This window comes from Rhodanobacter denitrificans, from assembly GCF_000230695.2.
Classification (GTDB): Bacteria; Pseudomonadota; Gammaproteobacteria; order Xanthomonadales; family Rhodanobacteraceae; genus Rhodanobacter; species Rhodanobacter denitrificans.
In genome coordinates, this window is record NC_020541.1 from 2869691 (window position 1) to 2891817 (window position 22127).

The window sequence follows — 22127 nt, forward strand, 5'->3', positions numbered from 1 at the left end:
ACGGGATGGATGCTCGTCCGATCACGCTTAATATGCACTGAAGGGTTCATTTTTTAATGTGCGCCGTATCCCAGGGATTGACCCCCGTCACAGCCTGGCGCCTGCGCAGCAGCCAGCAGCCATGGATGTCGGCGCGGCGGGCGAAGTCGAACGGGATGCTGGGGGCGCTCCAGTCCTCGATGTCGAAGTGCGCTTCCAGCGCTTCGCGATCCAGCTTGAAGCGGCGGAAATTGTTGGAAAACACGATCACGCCGTCGCGGGTCAGCCGCCCGTTGCAGGCTTCCAGCAGCGCCACGTGGTCGCGCTGCACGTCGAAATCGTCGGCGCGCTTGGAGTTGGAGAACGTCGGCGGGTCGACGAAGATCAGGCCGTAGTGGCCGCGGTCGCGCTGCAGGAACTCCAGCGCGTCGAACTGCATCAGCCGGTGGCGCACGCCGCTGAAGCCGTTCAGCGCGAGATTGCGCGAGGCCCATTCCAGATAAGTCGCCGACAAGTCCACGCTGGTGGTTTCCAGCGCGCCGCCGGCGGCGGCGTACACGCTGGCGGTGGCGGTGTAGGAGAACAGATTGAGGAAGCAGCGGCCCTCGGCCAGCTCGCGCACTTTCGCGCGCACCAACCGATGGTCGAGGAACAGGCCAGTGTCGAGATAGTCGGTAAGGTTGACCAGGAACTTCAGGCCGCCCTCCTCCACCTCGATGAACTCGCCGCGCTGGTCGAGCTGGCCGTACTTGGAGCCGCCCTTGCCGCGCTCGCGGGTCTTGATCGCGATGCGCTCGCGCGGCACGCCGAGCACCTCGCCGGCGACCCGGGCGATCTCGCGCAGGCGCAGCCGCGCCACGTCGGCGGGAATGTCGGCCGGTGCGCGGTATTCCTGGATGTGCAGGTGGTCGTCGCCGTGCACATCGCCATAGACGTCGATCGCGGCAGCGTACTCGGGCAGGTCCTGGTCGTAGGCGCGCCAGCAGTGGATATCCTCGCGCAGCAGCCGCTTGCGCAGGTGCCTGACGTTCTTTTCCAGCCGGTTCTTCAGCATCTGCGCGCCGGCCGACAGCGGCTTCAGCTCGCGTGGTATCTCGTCGCGCGGCTTCAGGTCGAAGGTCAGCAGCACCGTTTCCAGCGCGCCGTTGTACAGCGCGTAGCGCTTGTCCGCATGCAGCTGCATCGCGCGGCCCAGTTCCACGTCACCGGCCAGCACGGCGGCGCGCCAGCCGATGAAGTGCTGGCGCAGGGTGTCGCCCAAGGCGCGGTACAGCTTCGGCATCTCGGCACGATCGCCGAGCCGCTCGCCGTACGGCGGGTTGGTGATGACCAGGCCGTGGTCGACGCCGGGCGGCGGCACGGCGTGCACCACGTCCTGCCGATCCAGCGTGAAGAAGCCGGCCACGCCCGCCGCCTGCGCGTTGCGTTTGGCCGTCTGCACCATGCGCGGGTCGGCGTCGCTGCCGAAGAACACGCTGCGCAGGCCGCGCAGGCCGGTTTCGGCGCGCTGCTTCGCTTCGTCCAGCAGACCGCGCCACAGTGCAATGTCGTGCTGCTGCCAGCCGAGGAAACCGAAATATTCGCGGCGCAGGCCAGGGGCGACGTCGGCCGCCATCAGCGCGCCTTCGATCAGCAGCGTGCCCGAACCGCACATCGGGTCGAGCAAGGCACCGCCGGCGGCGTATACCTCCGGCCAGCGCGCGCGCAGCAGCATCGCGCACGCGAGGTTTTCCTTCAGCGGCGCCTCGCCCTGCTCCTCGCGCCAGCCGCGCCGGTGCAGCGGCGAGCCGGCCAGATCCAGCGACACGGTGGCGCGGTCGCGACGCACGCGGACGTTGATGCGGATGTCCGGCTCGTCGGTGTCGATGCCAGGACGCGAGCCGTCGCGCTGACGGAACTGGTCGACCACCGCGTCCTTGGTGCGCAGGCCGATGAACTGGCTGTGGGTCAGCTTGCTCAGCGCGGTGCCGGCGTCCACGGCGAAGGTGGCGTGTGCGGCCAGGTGCTCGCTCCAGTCGATCGTCTGCACGCCGCGATACAACGCATCGTCGTCGGCCGCGTCGAACTCGGCCAGCGGCAGCAGGATGCGGCTGGCCAGGCGCGACCACAGGCAGGCCTTGTAGGCCGTCTCCAGCGTGCCGGAAAAATGCGCGCCGGCCAGCGCCTCCCGCACGTCGGGCGCGCCGAGCGCGACCAGCTCGTCACGCAGCAGGTATTCCATGCCCTTCGGGCAGGTAGCGAAATAGTGGCTCATGCGGCAACGGCCAGCTGGTCGAGCAGGTGGCGGAACTGTGCGTCGATCATGGCCATGCTGGAACCCAGCCGATGGTCGTCATCCAGCACCAGCAACGGCAGCCGGCGCTTCGCGGCGAACGCGTGCACGCCCGCCAGCGGGCAGACCTCGTCGCGCCAGCCGTGGATCAGCAGCGTGGGCACCTCCGGGCGCAAGTCGAACTTGCGCGCATAACCGGGAATCTCGCTGGGCGTGGCCAGCAACAGCAGGCCGGCCACCGGCACGTCCAGCGAGACCAGGCCGGAGACGAACGCGCCCATGCTGGAACCGACCAGCAACGGCGGCGCCTCCAGCGCCTCGATGGTGGCGCGCAGGCGGGCAACCCGCGGCGCCACCGAGCCTGCGTGACCGCGTGCATCGTCGGTGCGGTAATCCGGCCGCTGCGTACGCCAGCCCAGCGATTCGGCCAGCGCGGCCAGCGCGCTGACCTTGGTGGCCTGCGGACTGGAGTCCGAGCCGTGCGAAAGAATGATCTGGCCGCGCATGGCGCGTCTCCGTGAGACTGCTGGAAGCAAGGCGCGCATGGTAACAGGCGGCGTTTCCGCGGGCCCTTGCCGCATGCGAAACTGCGGCGCATGAGCCTGAGCATCCACGAGCAGCCGCTGCCTTATGTCGACCTCCTGCCCGAACGCCCGGCCGACGCGGTCGAGCTGGTGGTGATCCATTGCACCGAACTGCCGGACCTGGCCATGGCGCGCGAGTACGGCGAACGCGTGCTGCACGCCAGCGGCACCGGCAACAGCGGCCATTACTACGTCGACCGCGATGGCGCGGTGTATCGCTACGTGCCCGGCACCCGCGTGGCCAACCACGTGCGCGGGCACAACCCGAACTCGATCGGCATCGAGCTGGTCAACCGGGGCCGTTATCCGCACTGGTGGGATTCGCGCCATCAGCAGATGGATGAGCCCTATCCCGACGCACAGATCGCCGCGCTGAGCGCCCTGCTGGCGCAGTTGCGCGCGGCGTTCCCCACGCTGCGCCAGATCGCCGGGCATGAGGACCTGGACACCGACCTGATGCCGGCCAGCGACGATCCCACGCGGCAGGTCCGTCGCAAGCTGGACCCCGGCGTGTGCTTCCCGTGGGATGTCGTCGTGCCGGCCTGCGGCCTGCAACGACTGCGTTAGACTCCGGCCCTGCCTCCCCCGGCCTGCGCCATGTCGGAGTTCACTGTCCAGCCGCTGCTGCAAACGCCGCTCGTCGCGGCGCACGACGTGCACTGCCGTGGCGCCTGCCGTCATCGCAGCACGGAGGAATGCGCGGTCGCCACTCACCTGGTCTTTCCGTACCGCGGCCTGTTCCTGCGCCACGTGGGCAGCACGCAGTCGGTGGCCGATGCCAACCACGTGCTGCTGTTCAACGCCGACCAGGGCTATCAGGTGAGCCATCCGGCGGCGGGTGGCGATGCCTGTTTGTCGCTGTCGATCGCGCAACCGCTGCTGCGCGAGCTGGCGCCGGCCGGACTGCTGCAGGATCGCCACAAACCCGTGTTCCGCGGCCAATCGCTGCGCATCGACGAGCGCACCCAGGTACTGGTGGCCTTGCTGCGGCACAGCCTGCACCACGGCAGCATCGAGCCGCTGGAAGCCGAGAGCCTGGCGCTGACCCTGGTCTGTCGCAGCCTCGGCCCGCGCACCGCCCACGCGCCCGGCGCCAGCCATGCGCGGCAGCGGCTGGTGGACCGGGCCAAGCTGCTGCTGGCCAGCGACCTCACCCGGCGCTGGACGCTGGCGGAGATCGCGGCGGACATCGGCGGCTCGCCGGTCTACCTCACCCAGGCCTTCCAGCAGGTCGAAGGCATGCCGTTGTATCGCTATCACCTGCGCCTGCGCCTGGCCCATGCGCTGGATCGGATCGCCGATTGCGCGGACGTCGCCGCGCTGGCGCAGGATCTGGGCTTCTCCAGCCACAGCCATTTCAGCGCAGCATTCCGCCGGGCCTACGGCCACACGCCCACGGCGTTCCGCCAGGCCGCGCTGGCACAGAAGCTGTAAAGAAAACCACATCCTGTGGTTTTCTTTTATCGCGAGTCCGGTACATGCCCGGACTCGCTCACGCGAATCAGGCACTGGCGTGCCCGATCCGCAGCCGGCCATCCATGGCCGGCCTGAGAGGTTGATAGTCTCAACCTCTCAGGTCGTCGTGAATCGCTAAAGATCCTGACAGCCGCCGGCGGCGGCCGGTGGTCTCCTGTGCCTGCCCGATCGCGGGCATCACCCGGAGACCCAGCATGAACGAAACCACCTGCGCCGCCTGCGACTATCCGCTCGACGGCAACGCCATCAAGGTCACCATCGGCGGCCGCACCGTCGAGGTCTGCTGCGAGGAATGCGCACAGAAGCTGCGCGAGGCGGCAGCGAAGTCGTGAGCGACCAAGCTTCCTCGCTTGCCGCTCGACGGGCGGCGCCGGGCATGCCCCGGCGCCGCTTCCTCGCCCTGTCCGCCGGCACGCTGGCCGGTGTGTGCGTGGGTAGCCTCGCCGGCTGTGTTCGCTGGCCGCGCACCGGCGCCGTGTCGGCACCGATGGACGCGGCGGGCTTCCACGCCGCGCGCCGCCATACCCGCACCATGTTCGGTCGCATCGCCTACGTCGAGCGCGGCAGCGGGCCGGCGGCGCTGTTCCTGCACGGCTTCCCGCTCAACGGCTTCCAGTGGCGCGGTGCGCTCGACCGGCTGGCAGCGTACCGGCGCTGCATCGCGCCCGACTTTCTCGGCATGGGCTACACCGAGGTCGCCGATGGGCAATCCTGCGCACCCGAGGCGCAGGTCGCCATGCTGGTCGCCCTGCTCGACACCCTTCAGGTCGAGCGCGCCGACGTGGTCGCCAACGACAGCGGTGGCGCCGTGGCGCAGCTGCTGGTCGCACGCCGCCCCGACCGCGTGCGCAGCCTGCTGCTGACCAATGGCGACACCGAGGAGAACTGCCCGCCGCCGGCGCTCCTTCCGGTGATCGACTTGGCGCAGCAGGGCCGCTTCGTCGACGAATGGCTGGGCACATGGCGCGACAACCACGCCCTCGCGCGTTCGACTGACGGCATCGGCGGCATGTGCTACACCGATCCCGCGCACCCCACCGACGAAGCCATCGAAACCTATTTCACGCCGTTGCTGGCCTCACGGCGCAGCCGCGACTTCGCGCACGCTTATGCCATCGCGCTGGAGCGCAACGCGCTGGCCGGCATCGGCCCCTCGCTCGCGCGATCGCGTGTGCCGGTGCGCATCGTCTGGGGCAGCGCCGATACGATCTTTTCCGCCGCCAACCCGGGCTTCCTCGACCGCGCCTTCGGCCGCTCGCTCGGCGTGCGCCGGCTCGCAGGCAGCAAGCTGTTCTGGCCGGAGGAGCGCCCCGACGTGATCGCCGACGAAGCACGGCGGCTGTGGGCCGCGCAGGGGGACCAGGCATGACGGCGCATTCCTCCCACCGCATCGCGGTGTATGGCGCCTACGGCCATACCGGCCGCTTCGTCGTGGCCGAACTGCGCCGCCGTGGCTTCGTGCCGGTGGCCTGCGGCCGCGACGCGGCCAGGCTGCATGACCTGGCCACGGTCGCCGGCGTCGAGGTCCGCGTCGCCTCCACCGATGACCCCGCTGCGCTGGATGCCGCCTTCGCCGGCACCGCCGCCGTGCTGCATTGCGCCGGACCTTTTCTCGACACCGCCGCGCCGGTGCTGGACGCGGCGCTGCGCGCACGCATCCACTATCTCGACGTGGCGGCGGAACAGCATGCCGTGACCGACACCCTGGCGCGCGATGCCGAGGCGAAAGCCGCGGGCGTGACGGTGGTGCCGGCGATGGCTTTCTACGGCGGCCTCGCCGATCTGCTGGCCAGCGCCGCGCTCGACGGCGCCACCGACGCGGACACGGTGGACATCGCCGTCGCGCTCGACGGCTGGCATCCGACGCGCGGCACCCGCCTCACCGGCGAGCGCAACCATTACCCGCGCACGTACGTCGAGCAGGGCCGCACCTGCACCGTGCCCGACCCCGCGCCCGTGCGCGAGACCGACTTCCCGGCACCGTTCGGGCGGCTGGAAACGGTGCTGCTGCCGCTGTCCGAGGCCATCGTGGTGCCGCACCACATCGCCTGCCGCAACCTGCACTCGTGGATGAACCTGGCACCGCTGCGCGACTTGCGCGATCCGGCCACGCCAGCGCCGCTCGCCGCCGACGCCAGCGGCCGCTCCGCACAGCGTTTCGTCGTCGACGTGCATGTGCGGCGCGGCAACCGCGCGTGCCGCGCGATCGCCCGCGGACGCGACATCTACGCCGTCACCGCGCCACTGCTGGTCGAGGCGCTGCAACGCATCCTCGACGGCCGTGCCCGCAGGCACGGTGCGCTCGCCGCGGGCCAGGCGTTCGACGCGCGCGACTTCCTGGCCGCGCTCGCACCCACGGCGCTCGCGGTCACGTTCGAGGCTGCCCCGGGGCTGGCCGTCGCCCGCTGAGTGCGGATTCGGGCGACCGCCACCGCTATACTGGCGAACCCCCGCAAGGACCCGCCATGAGCGAAGACCACGTCGCCGAACTCGTCGAACTGCTGCAGCTGGAACGGTTGGAGGACAACCTGTTCCGCGGCCAGAGCCGCGACATCGGCACCCGTTTCGTGTTCGGCGGCCAGGTACTGGGGCAGGCGCTGGCGGCGGCGCAGCAAACGGTCGACCCGTCGCGCGAGGCGCATTCGCTGCACGCCTATTTCCTGCGCGCCGGCGACATCGAGGCGCCGATCGTGTACAGCGTGGAGCGCACCCGCGACGGCGGCACGTTTTCCTCGCGGCGGGTGGTGGCGATCCAGCACGGTCAGCCGATCCTGAACGGATCGATCTCGTTCCAGGCGCCCGAGCCCGGCGTGGAGCACCAGACCAGCATGCCGGAAGTGCCGGCGCCGGAAGACATCGAGCCGCTGCACCCGCTGCCCGCCGGCGAGCTGGAGCGGCTGCCGGTGAAGCTGCAGCGCTGGCTCGGCATCGACGGCCCGTTCGAGTTCCGCCAGGTGTGGCCGCGCGACGAACTGCACCCGGTCAAGCGCCCGCCGATCCAGCACATCTGGTTCCGGCTGACTTCGCCGATCGACGACTCGGCGATCCTGCACCGCGCGCTGCTGGCCTACGCCTCCGATTTCCACCTGATCGGCACCGCCACCCTGCCGCACGGCATCTCGTACATGACCCACAACGTGCAGATGGCCAGCCTCGACCACGCGCTGTGGTTCCACCGGCCGTTCCGTGTCGACGAATGGCTGCTGTACTCGTTCGACAGCCCCACCGCGCAGGGTGGACGGGGCCTGGCGCGGGGGCAGATCTTCAGCCGCGACGGCCGCCTGGTGGCGTCCACCGCGCAGGAAGGGTTGATCCGCGTGCGCGGCGACTGAGCGCCGACGCCGGGTCGTTCGCGTAAACTCCCTGCATGCGCCAGATCTACACCTCGCCCCGCCAGGAAAACATCGATACCGTGGTCGCCCTGATGGCCGAACACGGCATCGAGGCGACCGTGGCCAACCGTTCCAACTACAACCGCCCGACCTGGCAGCGCTTCAGCTACGCGCAGCGGCAGAACGATCGCGGCAGCTGGGCGCAGGTGTGGATCACTCGCGCCGACGACTACACCCGGGCGCGCAAACTGCTGCTCGACCTGGGCATCGAGCCGACGATCCGCTACGGCGAGGAACTGGCCGCCGCGCGCAACCCCACCCCGGCCGACCGGCGCGCCCGCACGGTGATCCGCGTGCGCCGCATCGTGCTGCTGGCGGTGCTGACGGTACTCGCCGTGGCGATGCTGCGCTTCCTGCGCGTGGCCTGAGCCGGCAGGGTGCACCGCCGCCATGGGCGGCATAGAATCGGCGAATGCGCCGTTCCGACCAAGTCCGCCTGTTCCAGACGCTGCCCCACGCATGCGGCTACTACGCCGACCGCACGGCGCAGAACCTGGTGCTGGATCCGGCCGCGCCGAACCTCGACAAGCTGTACGGGCCAGCGCTCGAACGCGGCTTCCGCCGCGCCGGCGGCCACCTGTATTTCCCGCACTGCGCGCAATGCCACGCCTGCACGCCGTGCCGCATCGACGTGGCGAACTTCCGGCCCGACCGCGCCCAGCGCCGCTGCCTGAAGCGCAACGCCGATCTCGTGGTCAGCGAGTCGATCCCCGGCTACAACCGCGAGCGCCACGCGCTGTACGAACGCTACCTGCAGAGCCGCCACGCCGGCGGCGGCATGGACGACGCGGAAGCCAGCGATTTCCGCCGCTTCCTCACCGCGCCATGGAGCCCCACGCTGTTCATGGAACTGCGCCTGGGCGAGCGCCTGCTCGCGGTGGCGGTCACCGACGTCTGCCCCAACGGCGCCTCGGCCGTGTACACCTTCTACGACCCCGACGAGACCGCACGCAGCCTCGGCACCTGCGCCATCCTGCAACAGGTCGCGCTGTGCCGCCGCCGCAGCCTGTCGTGGCTGTACCTGGGCTTCTGGATCGACGGCCACCCGAAGATGGATTACAAGCGGCACTTCAAGCCGCTGCAGATCCGCACCGTCGAAGGCTGGCAGGCGATGCCGTAGGAGGCCGCTGGCGAGCAATGCCTTTCTTGCGGGAATCGGAAGAGCACCGCCCGCGAGCAGGCTCTTACGGGTGTTCAGCCGGGGGAGCTGCCTGCGGGTACGGAAACAGCTTCTCCAACGGGATCGACAAGCCGTCGTCGCCGACCACGCGGCAGTGGCTGCGCTTGAGCTGGCGCGGTTCGCTGACCCCGCAGCTGTGCGCGATGATGCCGACCTCGTGCATCAGGTTCTTCGCGTAGTGGTACACCCGCTCGCTCTTGTCGCTGACCACCAGGCCGCGCTGCAGTTTCGGGTTCTGCGTGGTGATGCCGGTGGGACAGGTGTTGCGGTTGCACTGCAATGACTGGATGCAGCCCAGCGCCAGCATGAAGCCGCGCGCGGAGTTGACGAAGTCCGCGCCGATCGACAGCGCCCACGCCACGTCGTAGGCGGTGATGCACTTGCCCGAGCAGACCACCTTGATGCGCTGGCGCAGGCCCTTGACGATCAGCATGTCGAGCAGCGCCGGCAGCGCCTCGTGCAGTGGCAGGCCGACGCCTTCCATCAGGGTCTGCGGCGCCGCGCCGGTACCGCCCTCGGAACCGTCGACGATGATGAAGTCCGGCGCGCTCTCGATGCCGCGCCGGTACACTTCATCGCACAGCTCGCCGATCCACTCGACGCCGCCAAGCACCGCCTTGAAGCCGACCGGTTTGCCGGTGAGCTCGCGAATGTGCCCGATGCTGTCCATCAGCTGCGACACGTTGCCGATGTCGAGATGGCGGTTCGGGCTCTGCGAATCCTGGCCGACCGGGATGCCGCGGATCGCGGCGATCTCGGCGGTGACCTTGGCGCCGGGCAGCAGGCCGCCCATGCCGGGCTTGGCGCCCTGGCCGAGCTTGATGCTGACCATCTTCACCTGCGGGTGTGCGCAGATCGCCAGCAGCTTGTCGTCGTCGAGCCTGCCCTCGGGCGTGCGCACGCCGTACTTGGCGGTGCCGATCTCGAAGACGATGTCGCAGCCGCCTTCCAGGTGGTACGGCGCCAGCCCGCCTTCGCCGGTATCCATCCAGATGCCCGCCTTGGCCGCGCCGCGCGACAGCGCGCGCACCGCCGGTGCCGACAAGGCGCCGAAGCTCATCGCCGAGATGTTGAAGAACGCCGCGTGGCTGTACGGCTCGCGCGCGTACGGGCCGATCGTCACCGGCACCGGCTCGACGTGGTCCATGCCCAGGTCCGGGAACGGCGCGTTGACGAAGAACGGCACGCCCTCCGCGCGCAGGTCGCGACTGGAGCCGAACGCGTTGGTGTTGTCCACGTTCTTCGCCGCGCGGTAGACCCAGGTGCGCTGGGCGCGGTTGAACGGCATCTCCTCGCGGTCGCTGGAATACAGGTACTGGCGGAAGAACTCGCCCAGGTGCAGGAACCAGTAGCGGAAGTGGCCGACCACCGGAAAGTTGCGCAGCACCGCATTGCCGGTCTGGTTGCGGTCGACCACCCAGGTCACCGCCAGCACCACCGCCGCCAATGCCAGCAGCAGCAGGGCGAACGTCGTGACCAGTTCGACCAGCACAACCAGCCAGTGCGCAAAGCCGGTGGATTCCATCCTGCCTCTCCTTCGGTCAATCAAATGCCGGTGACGGCCACCGCCGTCACCGCCAAGCCTAGCGCATCAGGTCGTGCGCGCTCACAGCTCCACGCGCAGGTGGCCCGCCGCGCGCACCGCCTTGCCCACTGCCGCTTCCAGCGTGCCGGCGCGCGCCAGCGTCACCGCCATGCGGCGGCGGCCCTTCACTTCGGGCTTGCCGAAGATGCGCAGTTGCGTGTCCGGCTCGGCCAGCGCCGCGGCTACGCCATGGTAGCGCGGCCCCGCGCCGTCGCCTTCGACCAGCACCGCGCACGAGGCCGACGGCCCGTACTGGTGGATCACCGGGATCGGCAGGCCGAGGATCGCCCGCGCGTGCAGCGCGAACTCGGAGAGCTCCTGCGAGATCAGCGTGACCAGGCCGGTGTCGTGCGGCCGCGGGCTGACCTCGGAGAAGATCACCGTATCGCCCTTGACGAAGAACTCCACGCCGAACACGCCCCAGCCGCCCAGCGCACCGGTGACCGCGGCGGCCTGCCGCTGCGCCTCCGCCAATGCGGCATCGCTCATCGGCTGCGGCTGCCACGATTCGCGGTAGTCGCCCTCCTCCTGGCGATGGCCGATCGGTGCGCAGAAGCTCACGCCATCGACGTGCCGCACGGTGAGCAGGGTGATCTCGTAGTCGAAGTCCACGAAGCCCTCGACGATCACCCGCCCCCTGCCGGCGCGCCCGCCGGACTGCGCGTAATCCCACGCGTGCTGCAATCCGCCGGCGCCGCGCACCACGCTCTGGCCCTTGCCGGAGGAGCTCATCACCGGCTTGATCACGAACGGGTAGCCGATCGCGGCCACCGCCTCGCGGTACTGTGTTTCGTCGTCGCAGAAGCGATACGGCGACGTCGGCAATTTCAGTTCCTCGGCGGCCAGCTTGCGGATGCCTTCGCGGTCCATGGTCAGCCACGCCGCGCGGGCAGTCGGGATCACCCGCTGCCCTTCCTTTTCCAGCGCGATCAGGGTCGGCGTGTGGATCGCCTCGATCTCCGGCACCACCAGGTCGGGCTTTTCCAGTTCGATCACCGCACGCAACGCCTTGCCGTCGAGCATGTCGACGACGTGGCTGCGATGGGCGATCTGCATGGCCGGCGCATTCGCATAGCGATCCACCGCGATCACCTCCACCGCGTAGCGCTGCAGTTCGATCGCCACCTCCTTGCCCAGCTCACCGGCCCCGAGCAGCAGGACGCGCAGGGCGTAGTCGGAATGGGGTGTGCCAAAGGGCTTCATCGGGTTCTCCGGGGCGGCAAACCCGCATTGTAAGCGGCCATCCGGCATCGCCCGCGCCGGCAGGGCAGCCTCCTTGTATTAGATATCATTTTGATATCTAATCATCACACCCCAGGGAGACCACTCATGAACGAACGCAATGGCTTTTCCGTCGCCGGCATTCCCTTCGTCGGCTTCTGCCTGATCCTGGCCGGCATCGGCGGGTGGATGGTGGTCGGTGCCATCCACGGCCAACCGGATGCGCCGCCGCTCACGCTGCTGCTGGGCGGCGCGCTGCTGCTGGCTCTCGACGCCTTCCTGCTCAAGGGCTTCTTCCAGGTCGCCCCGAACGAGGGCCAGGTGCTGCAGCTGTTCGGCAAGTACGCCGGCACGGTGCGCCAGGAAGGCCTGCGCAGGACCAACCCGTTCTACAGCCGCCAGCGCATCTCGTTGCGCGTGCGCAACTTCGAGAGCGGCAAGCTGAAGGTCAACGACAACGACGGCAACCCGATCGAGATCGGCGCCGTGGTGGTATGGCAGGTGCTGGATACGGCCGAAGCGGTGTTCTGCGTGGACGACTACGAGAACTACGTGCACATCCAGAGCGAATCGGCGCTGCGGCAGATGGCGCAGAGCTATCCGTACGACGCCCACGACGACGGCAAGCCGTCGCTGCGCAGCCACGGCGACGTGATCAACTCGCACCTGCGCGACGAAATCCAGACCCGTCTCGGCAAGGCCGGCGTGCAGGTGGTCGAGGCGCGCATCAGCCACCTCGCCTATGCCCAGGAAATCGCCCAGGCGATGCTGCAGCGGCAGCAGGCCGGCGCGATCATCGCCGCCCGCACCAAGATCGTCGAGGGCGCGGTGAGCATGGTCGAGATGGCGCTGGACCAGCTCAGCCAGCGCGGCGTGGTGAACCTAGACGAGGAGCGCAAGGCCGCGATGGTCAGCAACCTGCTGGTGGTGCTGTGCGGCGAGCGCGGCACCCAGCCGGTGCTGAATACCGGCACGTTGTACTGACACGTCACGATGGCCGGCGAGAAGAAAGCCTACCCACTGCGCATCAGCGCCACCGTGCTGGACGCGATGCAGCGCTGGTCGGACGACGAGTTGCGTAGCGTCAACGCGCAGATCGAATACGTGCTGCGCGAGGCGCTGCGCAAGGCTGGCCGGCTGAAAGCCGGCCCGGCCAGACCGGCAGCCGACGACAACGACACGGATTGAACGGCTCAACCAAGGAGTCCGCACGCATGCCTGTCCAGCCGCCCACCCTGCCGGTCAGCGGCCCGCACCTGAAACTCGCCGCGCTGTTCGGCATCGCCGGCGCGCTGGCCACGCTGGCGCTGATGCCGTACGCGATGGCGCTGACGCCGCAGAAATTCACCGCACTGCCGTTGCCCTTGCCGGCCATCGTGCTGGCCGCAGCGGCGCAGACCGGCGTGCTGTGCTGGCTGCTGGGCTGGCTTGGCCTGTACCTGGGTGCGCCGTACGGCCTCGATGCGCCCTGGCTGCGCGCCTGGGTGTACCGGCGGCCACGCGATCCGGCACGACACCCACGCTGGTGGCTGGCCGTCCTGCTCGGCGGTCTGGCGGGGTTGCTGGTGGTCGGCTTGTCGGCGCTCGGCCCGAAGCATGCGGAGAACATCATTCAGGCGTGGCGCGGCGCGCTGGCTTCGTTCTACGGCGGCATCGTGGAGGAAGTGCTGTGCCGGCTGCTGCTGGTCAGCGCGCTGGTGTGGCTGCTGGCACGCTGCAACCGGCGCGTGGCGCGGCCGTGGATGTTCGTGCTGGCGATCGTGCTGGCCGCGCTGCTGTTTGGCGCCGGTCATCTGCCCGCCGCACATGCCGCCGGCCTGCTCGGCACCCCGCTGCTCGTTGCGCGCATCGTGCTGTTGAATGCCGTTGTCGCCGTCGTGTTCGGCGGCCTGTTCTGGAAGTACGGGCTGGAGCACGCGATGCTGGCGCACTTCTGCGCCGATCTGGTGCTGCACGTGGCGCTGCCGCTGGCCGGCGGTTTCTAGCGGCCGCCCACGGCCACCGCCCGCAGCTCCGGCAACTTCAGCAGGTGCACCTTCGGGTGCTGCCGGCCCGTCACGAACAACCACGACCCCTGCTGTGCGATCGACTGCACGTCCGGCAAGCCGTCGTCCGCGCCGAGCCGCTCCAGCGGACGGCCGTCGGTGGCGTCGTAGACCACCAGCTCGCGGGTCGCCGGGTCGACCACCAGCAGCCAGTCGTGATCCGCGTCCTGCCAGTGCACGAGTGGCTGGATCGAAGGCTGTTCCGCCGCACGATCGGCTGCCGGCCAGCACCACCACAGCAGGCATGCCGACAACAGCGCGAGCAGCAGGATGACCGGCAGGCTGCGCGGCATGCGGCCGGGTGACCACGCCGCAAGCGATCGATGGTGAAGGGCGAGCTGCGCGTTCATGCCGGCACCATCGCAACCGGCCATGACCACGGGATGACACCCGCAAGAACTATTCGTTACGCGTGCGCAACGCCCACCCGAGCGCGAGCCAGCCGGCAGCGAAGGCGAGCCCGCCGAACGGCGTGATGATCCCGACCCAGCGCGGCGCCCCCAGCGCCAATGCGTACAGGCTGCCGCTGAACAGCACGATGCCGACGACGAACGCCGCCACCGCGACGCGCCCGCTGCGGCCGCGCCCCAGCCCGGCCGCCACGGCCAGCGCCAGCGCATGCCATGCGTGGTAGGTCACCGCCGTATGCCACAACTCGGCGCCACGGGCGTCGAGCACGCCGCGCAGCGCATGCGCGCCGAACGCGCCCAGCAGCACTGCGCTGGCGCCGGCGATGCCGATCAGCACGGCGATACGGGTACTGGCAGGTTGTCGCATCGTGCGTGTCTTCCCTGGGCTGGCAAACCCGGCCATGCGGTCGGTGTCGTATGCTTGAACGGGTGAAGACCCAGGATTCTCGCATGAAGCCCCGCCACTGGCTGCGCCCCGCCCTGCCGCTCCTGCTGCTTGCCACCGGCCTGCTGCTGGGCGGCTGCCACCGCGGCGAACCGCTGCCGTTCCGGCTGACCAACATCAGCGGGCACATGCCCGACCTCGACTTCAAGCTCACCGACGACAGCGGCAAGGCGGTCACCGGCGCCGACTACCGCGGCAAGGTGGCGGTGCTGTACTTCGGTTACACCCATTGCCCCGACGTCTGCCCGCTGACCCTGGCGCAGCTGCACGTGGTGATGCAGCGGCTGGGGCCGCTGGCCGACGGCGCGCGGATCCTGTTCGTCAGCGTCGACCCGGCGCGCGACACGCCGGCGATCATGCACGGCTACGTCAGCGCGTTCGACAAGCGGGCGGTGGGCCTGGTCGGCGATGCGCGCAGCGTAGAGGCGCTGAGCAAGCGCTACCGCTCCGCCTTCACCCGCGAGCCCAGTTCCGCCGACGGCGCCTACGAAGTCAGCCACAGCTCGGCGATCTACATCTTCGACCGCGACGGTCGCGCCCGCGTGCTGGCTACGCCGTCCGCCTCGCAGGACGACCTGGTGCACGACCTGCACCTGCTGCTCGACACCGGAGCCACCCCATGAAGTCATCCCGCATGAAGTCATCCCATATGAAGTCAGCCACCCTGCTGCTGGCCGGCCTGCTGCTGGCCGGCGGCGCCCACGCCACCGACGCCGACCACATCCGCGCCAGCCACGCCTGGATCCGCGTGCTGCCCGGCGCGCTGCCGGCCGGCGCCTATGTCACGCTGGAAAACGATGGCGAGAAGCCGGTCGCGCTGCGCGGCGCCGGCAGCACGGTGTACGCCGAGGTGATGCTGCACCAGAGTTCGCGCGCGGGCGGCATGAGCCGCATGGCGATGGTCGACGCGCTGGACGTGCCCGCGCACGGCAAGGCGGAACTGGCGCCGGGCGGCTATCACCTGATGCTGATGCAGCCGAATGCGCCGGTGAAACCCGGCGACACCGTCACCCTGACCCTGCAGTTCGGCGACGGCAGCACGCTGGCCACCGACTTCATCGCACGCCCGGCGAACGCCATGGACGCAGGCGGCGAGCACGCCGTGCCGGCGACGGACCACGGCGCGATGCCGCACGGCCACTGAACCGCGAGGAAGGCTTCAGTCCGGCACGACCGCATCGACCGCGGCCGCACGACGGGCCACGGGCCGACGCAGCGGCTTGCGCGGCAAGCGGCCGTGGCGCGACAGCCGCAGCCACATGCGCAGGGCCATCAGGCCGCCGATCGACTCCACCAGCGCCGACGGCACCCAGATGATCACGCCGCCGATCAGCTGCCCAGTCAGCACGTTGAAGGTGAACGCGCGGCCGCAGATCTCGAAGATCGGGTACAGGTCGGTCTTGGAGAAGGTGACGATCGCGCCGGCCACGATCTGCGGCGTCATGGTGATCGCCGGCGACAGCACGCGCAGTCCGGCGGTCATCCGCCCCGGCGGATGCGGCCGGTGGTCGAGTACCAGCGACCAGTAGGCGAAGCCGCTGACCAGCATGCTCCAGTTCATGAAGCGGTAGATGCGCCAGTCCAGCATCGCCAGCGTCTGCATGGACGGGATCAGCCAGATCAGGATGAAGGCGATGAACAGCAGCGTCGCCACGGTGGGGTTCAGCAGCACGCCGCCGAGCAGCCGCCACGGCCACGAACGCTGCAGCGGCCGCAGCAGACGCCGCCGCCAGGCCAGCGGCAGGCCGGCGCGCAGCACTGTGGCCGGGTAGGCGGTGACGATCAGCAGCGGCGCGATGTGGTGCAGCAGCAACTGCTGGATGCGGTGCATGAAGAACTCATGCTCGGCGTAGTAATCCAGGTAGGTGTGCAGCGACAGGTAGATGATCGCCATGCCGCACCAGAACGCCAGCCGGCGGCCGAAGCTCACCGGCAGCCGACGGCTGCCGCGCAGGTACAGCACGGCGGCCGTCACGAAGCACGCGAGCAGCACCCACGAGAACTCCCACGGCACGATCCATTTCAGCAAGGTTGCGGTCACTGCAGCGGCACTTCGGTCTGCGCCGGCAACGGCCGGCGACCGCCCAGCATAATGCCGCACGCCGGCGGAGTCAGCCGCAGCGGCGCCGCGGGCTTGCGGCAGTTCGCCGCCTTGGAGCCTGCGGACGCCCTGCTCCGTGGCTTCGTGCAGATTCTCAACGCCGCCGGCGGCTGTAGCGGGTACGCCGCCAGCCATACAGCAGGCCGAGCAAGACCACCAGCGCCGGCACCAGCACGATGTTGATGAACTTCAGGCGCAGGCCGAGCGCGTCGATCTCGGCGTTGAGCTGGTGCTGCACGTCGCGCAGTTCCTTGTTGATCGCCAGCTGGCGCTGGCGGAACTGCTCGATCTCGCGGCGCTGCTCGGCGCTGGCGGCGCTGCCGTGGCTGCCCTTGGCCGGCTGCAGCTCGTCCAGCCGGCGACGGGTATCGGCCAGCTCCTGCTCCAGCTCGTGTTCCTTCTGCAGGAACTTCTGGTCGGCCACGTTGCGCAGCGCCTGCACCCGCGTGAACGGCCGTTGCGAGGTGGAGCGGCCGCGGATCGACAGCAGCGCCGAGGAACCGCTGAGGTTGTCCACCAGGTTGGTGACGAAATCCCCGTTGTTGGCGAACACCCGCATCATGGTCTGGCCCAGGATGGTCTGCGGCTCCACCCACAGCCGGTCGCTGAGCAGGTCGGTGTCGGCGACCAGGATCACCTCGGCATCCGGCGCCGAGCGGACCCGGTGGCCGGCCACGCCGGCCCGCTCGGGAAACGCGCTGTCGAAGGTGCCGCGTAGGCGCGCGGCGAGCACGTAGTGCGCGTTGTCCGGCCGGTAATCCTGCAGCAGCGCGGTGGGGTCGCTGCTTGCATCCAGCACCCGCTGGGTCGGCACCACCTCGGCCTCGGCACTGCTCTGCAGCAGCGGCACCAGCCGCGTGCGTGCATCGGCGGCCAGGTCGAAGTAACCGGTGGTGGACACGTTGATCCGCTGCAGGCTGGCGGTGACCACGTCGTTGCGGTTCAGCTCCTGCGCGCCCAGGTCGAGCATCGCCGGGTGGTTGAGGCTGCTGCCGGCCAGTTCGATCTGCAGCGCGCGGGCCCGGTCCAGCACCACCTTGTGCGGGTCGTAGCTCACGCCCCAGGCCTTGAACAGCCGCGGCAGGTCCGAACCGTGGTCGGGGAAGGTGATGCTGTCGGGTCCGTACGGCGAGGCGTCGAGTTCCGCGTCGGGGTCGACGAACACCACCAGGTGGCCACCGCGCAGCACGTACTGGTCGATCGCATACTGCGCATCGACCGGCAGCCGCTTGGGGTGGATCAGCAGCAGCACCCTGATGCCGTCGTCGACCTTCTGCAGCGTCGACGCATCCAGCGCCTTCACGTCGAACAGCTGGCCGAGCTGCTGCAGCACCGCCCACGGCTGCTCGCCGAGCACCGGATTGCCCTGCACGGGCAGCGAACTGATCACCCCGATCGGCGGCTTGCTGGCCTGGTTCAACTCGTACAGCAGCTTGGCGATGTCGTATTCCAGAAAGGCCTCGCGGGCCGGGTCGAAGAACGCGATCGCCAGCGTCTTCTCCGGCACGCGATCATCCGCGCCTTCGCTCTCCGGGCCGCCGGAAAGGGTGCTGCCGGCCAGGCCGAAGAACACCCGCTCGCCGTTGCTGCCGCCGTTCGCCGCGGTCAGGCCGTTGCCTTCGGCACTGGCCTCGTCGTCCGAGTACGGCACCGGGTCGATGATCTGCAGGCGGATGCGGCCATGCGAGCGCGCCACCATCTCCTGCAGCATCTCGCGCACGCGCTGTTCGTAGCTGCGCAGCTGCGGCAGATCGCGGGTGGCATGCTCGGAGAAGTACAAGGTCAGCCGCAGCGGGCGCTGCAGCGTATCGACGATGTGCAACGTGCCCGGGGTCAGCGTGTACAACTTGTCGGTGGTGAGGTCGATCCGCGAGGCGTGCAACCCGCGGCTGCTGGCCACGATCAGCGGCACGAACAGCAGCACCAGCAGTACCAGCGCGGCATACAGCGCGCCGCGCCGGGTCGGTTGCAGCGGGGTGGTGAACAGGCGATGCAGGCGTGAGCGGGGCATCGCGTCAGCGCGTCCGTTTCAGGTCGAGCAGCAGCACGCCGGCGACCAGCCAGCCGATCGTGCTAAGCAGGAAATACACCAGGTCGCGGATGTCCAGCACGCCGCGCGCGATCGCCTCGAAATGCCGCAGCATGGACAGGTGCGCCACCGCGTTGATCAGCTTGCGCGGCAGCGTGCCCGAGAAGAAATCCAGCACCTGCGGCTGACCGGCCAGGATCAGCAGCACGCACACCAGTGCGGTGAGGATGAATGCCACCACTTGGCTGCGGGTCAGCGCGGACAGGCAGGCGCCGATCGCGATGAAGCTGCCGGCCATCAGCCAACTGCCCAGGTAGCCGGCCAGGATCACGCCATTGTCCGGCGAGCCCAGGTAGTTGACGGTGATCCAGATCGGGAAGGTCAGCACCAGTGCCAGCCCGATGAACAGCCACGCCGCGAAGAACTTCCCCAGCATCGCCTGCCACAGCGTCAGCGGCAGGGTCAGCAGCAGCTCCAGCGTGCCGCCCTTGGCCTCCTCCGCCCACATGCGCATGGTGATCGCCGGCACCAGGATCAGGTACAACCACGGGTGCATCGTGAAGAACGGCTGCAGGTCGGCCTGGCCGCGCTCGTAGAAATCGCCAGCGTAGAAGGTGAGGATGCCGGCCAGCACCAGGAAGATCACCAGGAACACGTACGCCACCGGCGTCACGAAATAGCTGCGCAGTTCGCGCCGCAGCACGGCGTTGACCGGGTTCACGCGCGGCCTCCGACGCCATCGCCGTCACCCGTGGTGATCTGGCGGAACACCTCGTCCAGCCGGCCGCGCTCGAGCTGGATCTCCGACACCTCCAGCCCCTGCTCGCGCAGCAGCGTCTCGACCGGCTCCAGGATCCGCGCGCCCGGCTTCGGGAACACCGTGATGCGGCCGTCCAGCGGGTCCACCTCGATCGCCGCCACCTGCGGCAGGCGGCCCAGCATCTCCTGCGACATGCCGCTGCCCGGCGCGCTGAACGACACCGCGCCGTGGTAGCGCGAACGCGCCTCCAGCTCGGCCGGCGTGGCATCGGCCAGCAGCTTGCCGCGCGCGATGATCACCACCCGGTTGCACAGCGCATGCACCTCCTCCAGCAGGTGGGTGGAGACCAGGATGGTGCGGTCGCGCGCCATCGCGTCGATCAGCTGGCGCACCGCGTGCTTCTGGTTCGGATCGAGGCCGTCGGTGGGCTCGTCCAGCATCAGCACCGGCGGGTCGTGCAGGATCGCCTGGGCCAGTCCGACGCGCCGGCGCAGGCCCTTCGACAGCGTGTCGATGCACAGGCCCAGGACTTCCTCCAGTTGCAGCTGCTGCACCACCGCGTCGAACCGCCGGTAAGCGGCCTCGGCCTTGAGCCCGCGCATGCGCACGATGAACTGCAGGAACTCGCGCACGGTCATCTCGCCGTAGCTCGGAGCACCCTCGGGCAGGTAGCCAAGCGCGCGCTTGGCCTGCAGCGGCTCGCGGACGACGTCATGGCCGCACACCCGCGCGGTACCCGAAGTGGGCACCAGGAACCCGGCGATCATGCGCATCGCGGTGGACTTGCCCGCGCCATTGGGGCCGAGCAGGCCGAGCACCTGGCCCGGCTCGACACGGATGCTCAGCGCATCCACTGCGGTCAGGTTGCCATAGCGTCGGGTGAGCTGGTCGGTCTCGATCATGTCCGGGGTGGGTTGTGGCGGTGTACCGCGCCTGGCACGGGCGAACCCGCCGACCGTCGCTGCGGATCGCCCCGCAATGTACCGCAAGACGCCGGCCGGCGGCCCGAAAAGAAAAGGCCCCTCCGAGCGGAGGGGCCTTTCGAGGCGCTGCGGCGATCCGGCTTACTTACCGGCGCTGGCCGCTGCGGCCGGTGCGGCGGCGCTGGCGGCCGGTGCCGGGGCGGAGCCGGACGCGGCCGGCGCCGCTTCGTCGAGCGTCGGCGGCTGCAGGCCGGCTTCCTGCTCCGGAGTCTGCTCCGGCGCGCTGCTGATCGGCAGGAACACGTTGTACTTCGCGTAGGTGGTGATGTTGCCGCCGGCATCCTTCACTTCCGGCGTCGCGATCACGTCGTAGGCGCGGTTGATCACGTCGTCATACTTGTAGCCGTGGGTCTGCGCATAGGCCTTGAGCATGTCGCGGGTCTGCGGCACGCCGGCGAAAGTGCCGTTCCACACGCCCTTCAGCGCTGCACCGCCGAAGGCCAGCATGGCGCGCACGTTGCCGTCCACCACCAGGCGGCCGTAACGGTCGCGGCTGCCGGCGGCAACGCTGGCATCCGCGGCGGCGGCGGCACTGCTGGCCTCGGCCGGCGCACCGGAGGCGTCGAGCGACGGCGGAGTCGCCGCCGTCAGCTGCTCGCTCTGGCCGTTGATGGTCAGCGTGCTGGAGTCGATCGGGAATGCCACGTCGAAGCTGTAGGTCTGGTCGCCGTAGTTGGTGGTGATCAGGATGCGCGAGCCGGTGACGTTCACGCCGAGCTTCTTGGCGGCTGCCTGGACCTCGGTGTTGGCCTTGGCGATGGCGTCTTCCACCGCCTCCATGCCGTCCTTGCGCTGGATCGAGGTGGACACCAGCAGCACCGGGGTCGGCTGGGTCTGTTCGATGTGCGGAATCAGCTGGCTGTAGTCGATGTTCGGCACGCCGGCCAGCACGTTCTGCAGGTTGTTCAGGCTGAACTGGATAAACGAATCGGGATCGCCATGGATGTACAGGTTGGCGAAGCGGTTGATCAGGTTCCAGCCGTAGGAGACGTCATACGACCAGGTGACCTGGGTCAGCTGCCCGCGGCTGCCCTGGCGTTCCAGATCCAGCGTGAAATGCTTGTCCAGGCCGCGCCAGCTGTTGTCCAGGTTCCAGACGATGCTGGCGGTCTTGGTGTTGCTGTCGATCTTGTCGAACTCGGGCGTGGCGCTGGCGATGGTCAGGCCGCCGTTGCCGACCTTCGGGTCGGTGCTGGTCCAGCTGACCTCGGCACCCGGGCCGTACGCCTTGCCGGAGAAGTTGAACTGGATGTTCGGGTCGAACGAGCGCAGCACCGAGTAGTCGGGCAGCCGGCGGTAGTTGTCGAGCACGTCGTAGACCTGCCGCATGTCCTTGCCGATGACCAGTTGGCGTTCCACGTGGCCACTGCCGGGCATGATCACGGCCGCCAGGACACCGATGACCGCCACGATGACCAGGGCAGCAAGAAATTCAAAGACACGCATCATTCCAGAGTTCTCCGAAGCGTCTTTACGCCATACCTAGATAGTGTTGTCCCAGCCGTCCGCGCGGGCCCGCCCGAGGGTTCATCCCGAGGGCCATGGCAGGGGGTCGGCAAACGCCGAAGCAACGGATGTTACTTGCTCACGGGCCGGAACGCTATCGCCGGCATCGCCCGTTCCGGAAGGCCAAAAGCGGGCTGCGGCGGGGCCACCGGCGCCGCC

At 69.2% G+C, this 22127-nt stretch carries 24 protein-coding genes; 13 read left to right on the forward strand and 11 right to left on the reverse strand.

Going from position 1 to position 22127, the window contains the following annotated elements:
* Window positions 1–46: 46 nt before the first annotated feature.
* Together rlmKL and R2APBS1_RS13170 are read right to left on the reverse strand one after the other, a co-directional pair.
* On the reverse strand, window positions 47–2233 hold the full coding sequence (gene rlmKL / locus R2APBS1_RS13165; RefSeq protein ID WP_015448287.1) for a bifunctional 23S rRNA (guanine(2069)-N(7))-methyltransferase RlmK/23S rRNA (guanine(2445)-N(2))-methyltransferase RlmL: 2187 nt from the start codon (window positions 2231–2233) through the stop codon (window positions 47–49).
* Window positions 2230–2757, reverse strand: a complete 528-nt coding sequence (locus R2APBS1_RS13170) for an alpha/beta family hydrolase (RefSeq protein WP_007507799.1) — start codon at window positions 2755–2757, stop codon at window positions 2230–2232. The genes rlmKL and R2APBS1_RS13170 overlap by 4 nt, the downstream gene beginning before the upstream one ends.
* Before the next feature lie 90 nt (window positions 2758–2847).
* On the opposite strand from R2APBS1_RS13170, the gene R2APBS1_RS13175 reads away from it, so the two are divergent.
* The 8 genes from R2APBS1_RS13175 to R2APBS1_RS13205 all read left to right on the forward strand — a co-directional run bounded on the left by R2APBS1_RS13175 (window position 2848) and on the right by R2APBS1_RS13205 (window position 8823).
* Entirely contained in the window at window positions 2848–3402 is a 555-nt protein-coding gene (locus tag R2APBS1_RS13175) for an N-acetylmuramoyl-L-alanine amidase (protein ID WP_015448288.1), read from the forward strand.
* Between the two features lie 30 nt (window positions 3403–3432).
* Window positions 3433–4269, forward strand: a complete 837-nt coding sequence (locus tag R2APBS1_RS13180) for a helix-turn-helix transcriptional regulator (protein ID WP_007507794.1) — start codon at window positions 3433–3435, stop codon at window positions 4267–4269.
* A 236-nt stretch (window positions 4270–4505) separates the two neighbouring features.
* Window positions 4506–4643: a hypothetical protein gene (locus R2APBS1_RS20400; protein ID WP_007507792.1), complete on the forward strand. Its 138-nt coding sequence runs from the start codon at window positions 4506–4508 to the stop codon at window positions 4641–4643.
* 44 nt (window positions 4644–4687) lie between these two features.
* Window positions 4688–5680: an alpha/beta fold hydrolase gene (locus tag R2APBS1_RS13185; protein WP_015448289.1), complete on the forward strand. Its 993-nt coding sequence runs from the start codon at window positions 4688–4690 to the stop codon at window positions 5678–5680.
* Entirely contained in the window at window positions 5677–6720 is a 1044-nt protein-coding gene (locus tag R2APBS1_RS13190; protein WP_015448290.1) for a saccharopine dehydrogenase family protein, read from the forward strand. The genes R2APBS1_RS13185 and R2APBS1_RS13190 overlap by 4 nt, the downstream gene beginning before the upstream one ends.
* A gap of 56 nt (window positions 6721–6776) precedes the next feature.
* Window positions 6777–7643, forward strand: a complete 867-nt coding sequence (locus R2APBS1_RS13195; RefSeq protein ID WP_015448291.1) for an acyl-CoA thioesterase — start codon at window positions 6777–6779, stop codon at window positions 7641–7643.
* 35 nt (window positions 7644–7678) lie between these two features.
* Window positions 7679–8071: a hypothetical protein gene (locus R2APBS1_RS13200; protein WP_015448292.1), complete on the forward strand. Its 393-nt coding sequence runs from the start codon at window positions 7679–7681 to the stop codon at window positions 8069–8071.
* 44 nt (window positions 8072–8115) lie between these two features.
* Window positions 8116–8823 carry an arginyltransferase gene (locus tag R2APBS1_RS13205; protein WP_007507780.1) on the forward strand — a complete coding sequence of 236 codons (708 nt, stop codon included), beginning with the start codon at window positions 8116–8118 and terminating at the stop codon, window positions 8821–8823.
* Between the two features lie 64 nt (window positions 8824–8887).
* On the opposite strand, the gene R2APBS1_RS13210 is transcribed toward R2APBS1_RS13205, so the two are convergent.
* Window positions 8888–10408 carry an FMN-binding glutamate synthase family protein gene (locus R2APBS1_RS13210; RefSeq protein WP_015448293.1) on the reverse strand — a complete coding sequence of 507 codons (1521 nt, stop codon included), beginning with the start codon at window positions 10406–10408 and terminating at the stop codon, window positions 8888–8890.
* A gap of 81 nt (window positions 10409–10489) precedes the next feature.
* Window positions 10490–11671, reverse strand: coding sequence for a formate-dependent phosphoribosylglycinamide formyltransferase (gene purT / locus R2APBS1_RS13215; protein ID WP_015448294.1), 1182 nt, complete (start codon window positions 11669–11671; stop codon window positions 10490–10492).
* Window positions 11672–11797: 126 nt separating this feature from the next.
* Between purT and R2APBS1_RS13220 the strand changes: the two genes are divergently transcribed.
* From R2APBS1_RS13220 to R2APBS1_RS13230, 3 genes are read left to right on the forward strand one after another with little or no spacing between them, the layout of a single operon-like run.
* Entirely contained in the window at window positions 11798–12673 is an 876-nt protein-coding gene (locus tag R2APBS1_RS13220) for an SPFH domain-containing protein (protein WP_015448295.1), read from the forward strand.
* A 9-nt stretch (window positions 12674–12682) separates the two neighbouring features.
* On the forward strand, window positions 12683–12877 hold the full coding sequence (locus tag R2APBS1_RS13225) for a type II toxin-antitoxin system antitoxin (protein WP_007507770.1): 195 nt from the start codon (window positions 12683–12685) through the stop codon (window positions 12875–12877).
* A gap of 26 nt (window positions 12878–12903) precedes the next feature.
* Window positions 12904–13674 carry a CPBP family glutamic-type intramembrane protease gene (locus R2APBS1_RS13230; protein WP_015448296.1) on the forward strand — a complete coding sequence of 257 codons (771 nt, stop codon included), beginning with the start codon at window positions 12904–12906 and terminating at the stop codon, window positions 13672–13674.
* Here the strand turns inward: R2APBS1_RS13230 and R2APBS1_RS13235 are convergent.
* Together R2APBS1_RS13235 and R2APBS1_RS13240 are read right to left on the reverse strand one after the other, a co-directional pair.
* Window positions 13671–14027: a hypothetical protein gene (locus R2APBS1_RS13235; protein WP_007507765.1), complete on the reverse strand. Its 357-nt coding sequence runs from the start codon at window positions 14025–14027 to the stop codon at window positions 13671–13673. The two genes, R2APBS1_RS13230 and R2APBS1_RS13235, sit on opposite strands and share 4 nt — an antisense overlap.
* A gap of 106 nt (window positions 14028–14133) precedes the next feature.
* Window positions 14134–14511: a DUF423 domain-containing protein gene (locus R2APBS1_RS13240; protein WP_015448297.1), complete on the reverse strand. Its 378-nt coding sequence runs from the start codon at window positions 14509–14511 to the stop codon at window positions 14134–14136.
* Between the two features lie 83 nt (window positions 14512–14594).
* On the opposite strand from R2APBS1_RS13240, the gene R2APBS1_RS13245 reads away from it, so the two are divergent.
* Window positions 14595–15212: an SCO family protein gene (locus R2APBS1_RS13245; protein ID WP_007507760.1), complete on the forward strand. Its 618-nt coding sequence runs from the start codon at window positions 14595–14597 to the stop codon at window positions 15210–15212.
* 26 nt (window positions 15213–15238) lie between these two features.
* The gene (locus R2APBS1_RS13250; RefSeq protein ID WP_041676782.1) at window positions 15239–15733 is read left to right on the forward strand and encodes a copper chaperone PCu(A)C; all 495 of its coding nucleotides are present in this window, start codon (window positions 15239–15241) and stop codon (window positions 15731–15733) included.
* Between the two features lie 15 nt (window positions 15734–15748).
* On the opposite strand, the gene R2APBS1_RS13255 is transcribed toward R2APBS1_RS13250, so the two are convergent.
* The 5 genes from R2APBS1_RS13255 to R2APBS1_RS13275 all read right to left on the reverse strand — a co-directional run bounded on the left by R2APBS1_RS13255 (window position 15749) and on the right by R2APBS1_RS13275 (window position 21911).
* The gene (locus R2APBS1_RS13255; protein ID WP_015448299.1) at window positions 15749–16630 is read right to left on the reverse strand and encodes a cytochrome c oxidase assembly protein; all 882 of its coding nucleotides are present in this window, start codon (window positions 16628–16630) and stop codon (window positions 15749–15751) included.
* 154 nt (window positions 16631–16784) lie between these two features.
* A complete protein-coding gene (locus tag R2APBS1_RS13260) occupies window positions 16785–18701 on the reverse strand; it encodes a GldG family protein (protein WP_015448300.1) in 1917 nt (638 codons plus the stop codon).
* A gap of 4 nt (window positions 18702–18705) precedes the next feature.
* Window positions 18706–19440: an ABC transporter permease subunit gene (locus R2APBS1_RS13265; RefSeq protein ID WP_007507751.1), complete on the reverse strand. Its 735-nt coding sequence runs from the start codon at window positions 19438–19440 to the stop codon at window positions 18706–18708.
* Complete coding sequence (locus R2APBS1_RS13270) at window positions 19437–20381, reverse strand: ABC transporter ATP-binding protein (RefSeq protein WP_015448301.1); 945 nt, start codon at window positions 20379–20381, stop codon at window positions 19437–19439. Before R2APBS1_RS13270 ends, R2APBS1_RS13265 begins: the two co-directional genes overlap by 4 nt.
* 162 nt (window positions 20382–20543) lie before the next feature.
* Window positions 20544–21911 carry an SRPBCC family protein gene (locus R2APBS1_RS13275; protein ID WP_007507747.1) on the reverse strand — a complete coding sequence of 456 codons (1368 nt, stop codon included), beginning with the start codon at window positions 21909–21911 and terminating at the stop codon, window positions 20544–20546.
* Between the last annotated feature and the right edge of the window lie 216 nt (window positions 21912–22127).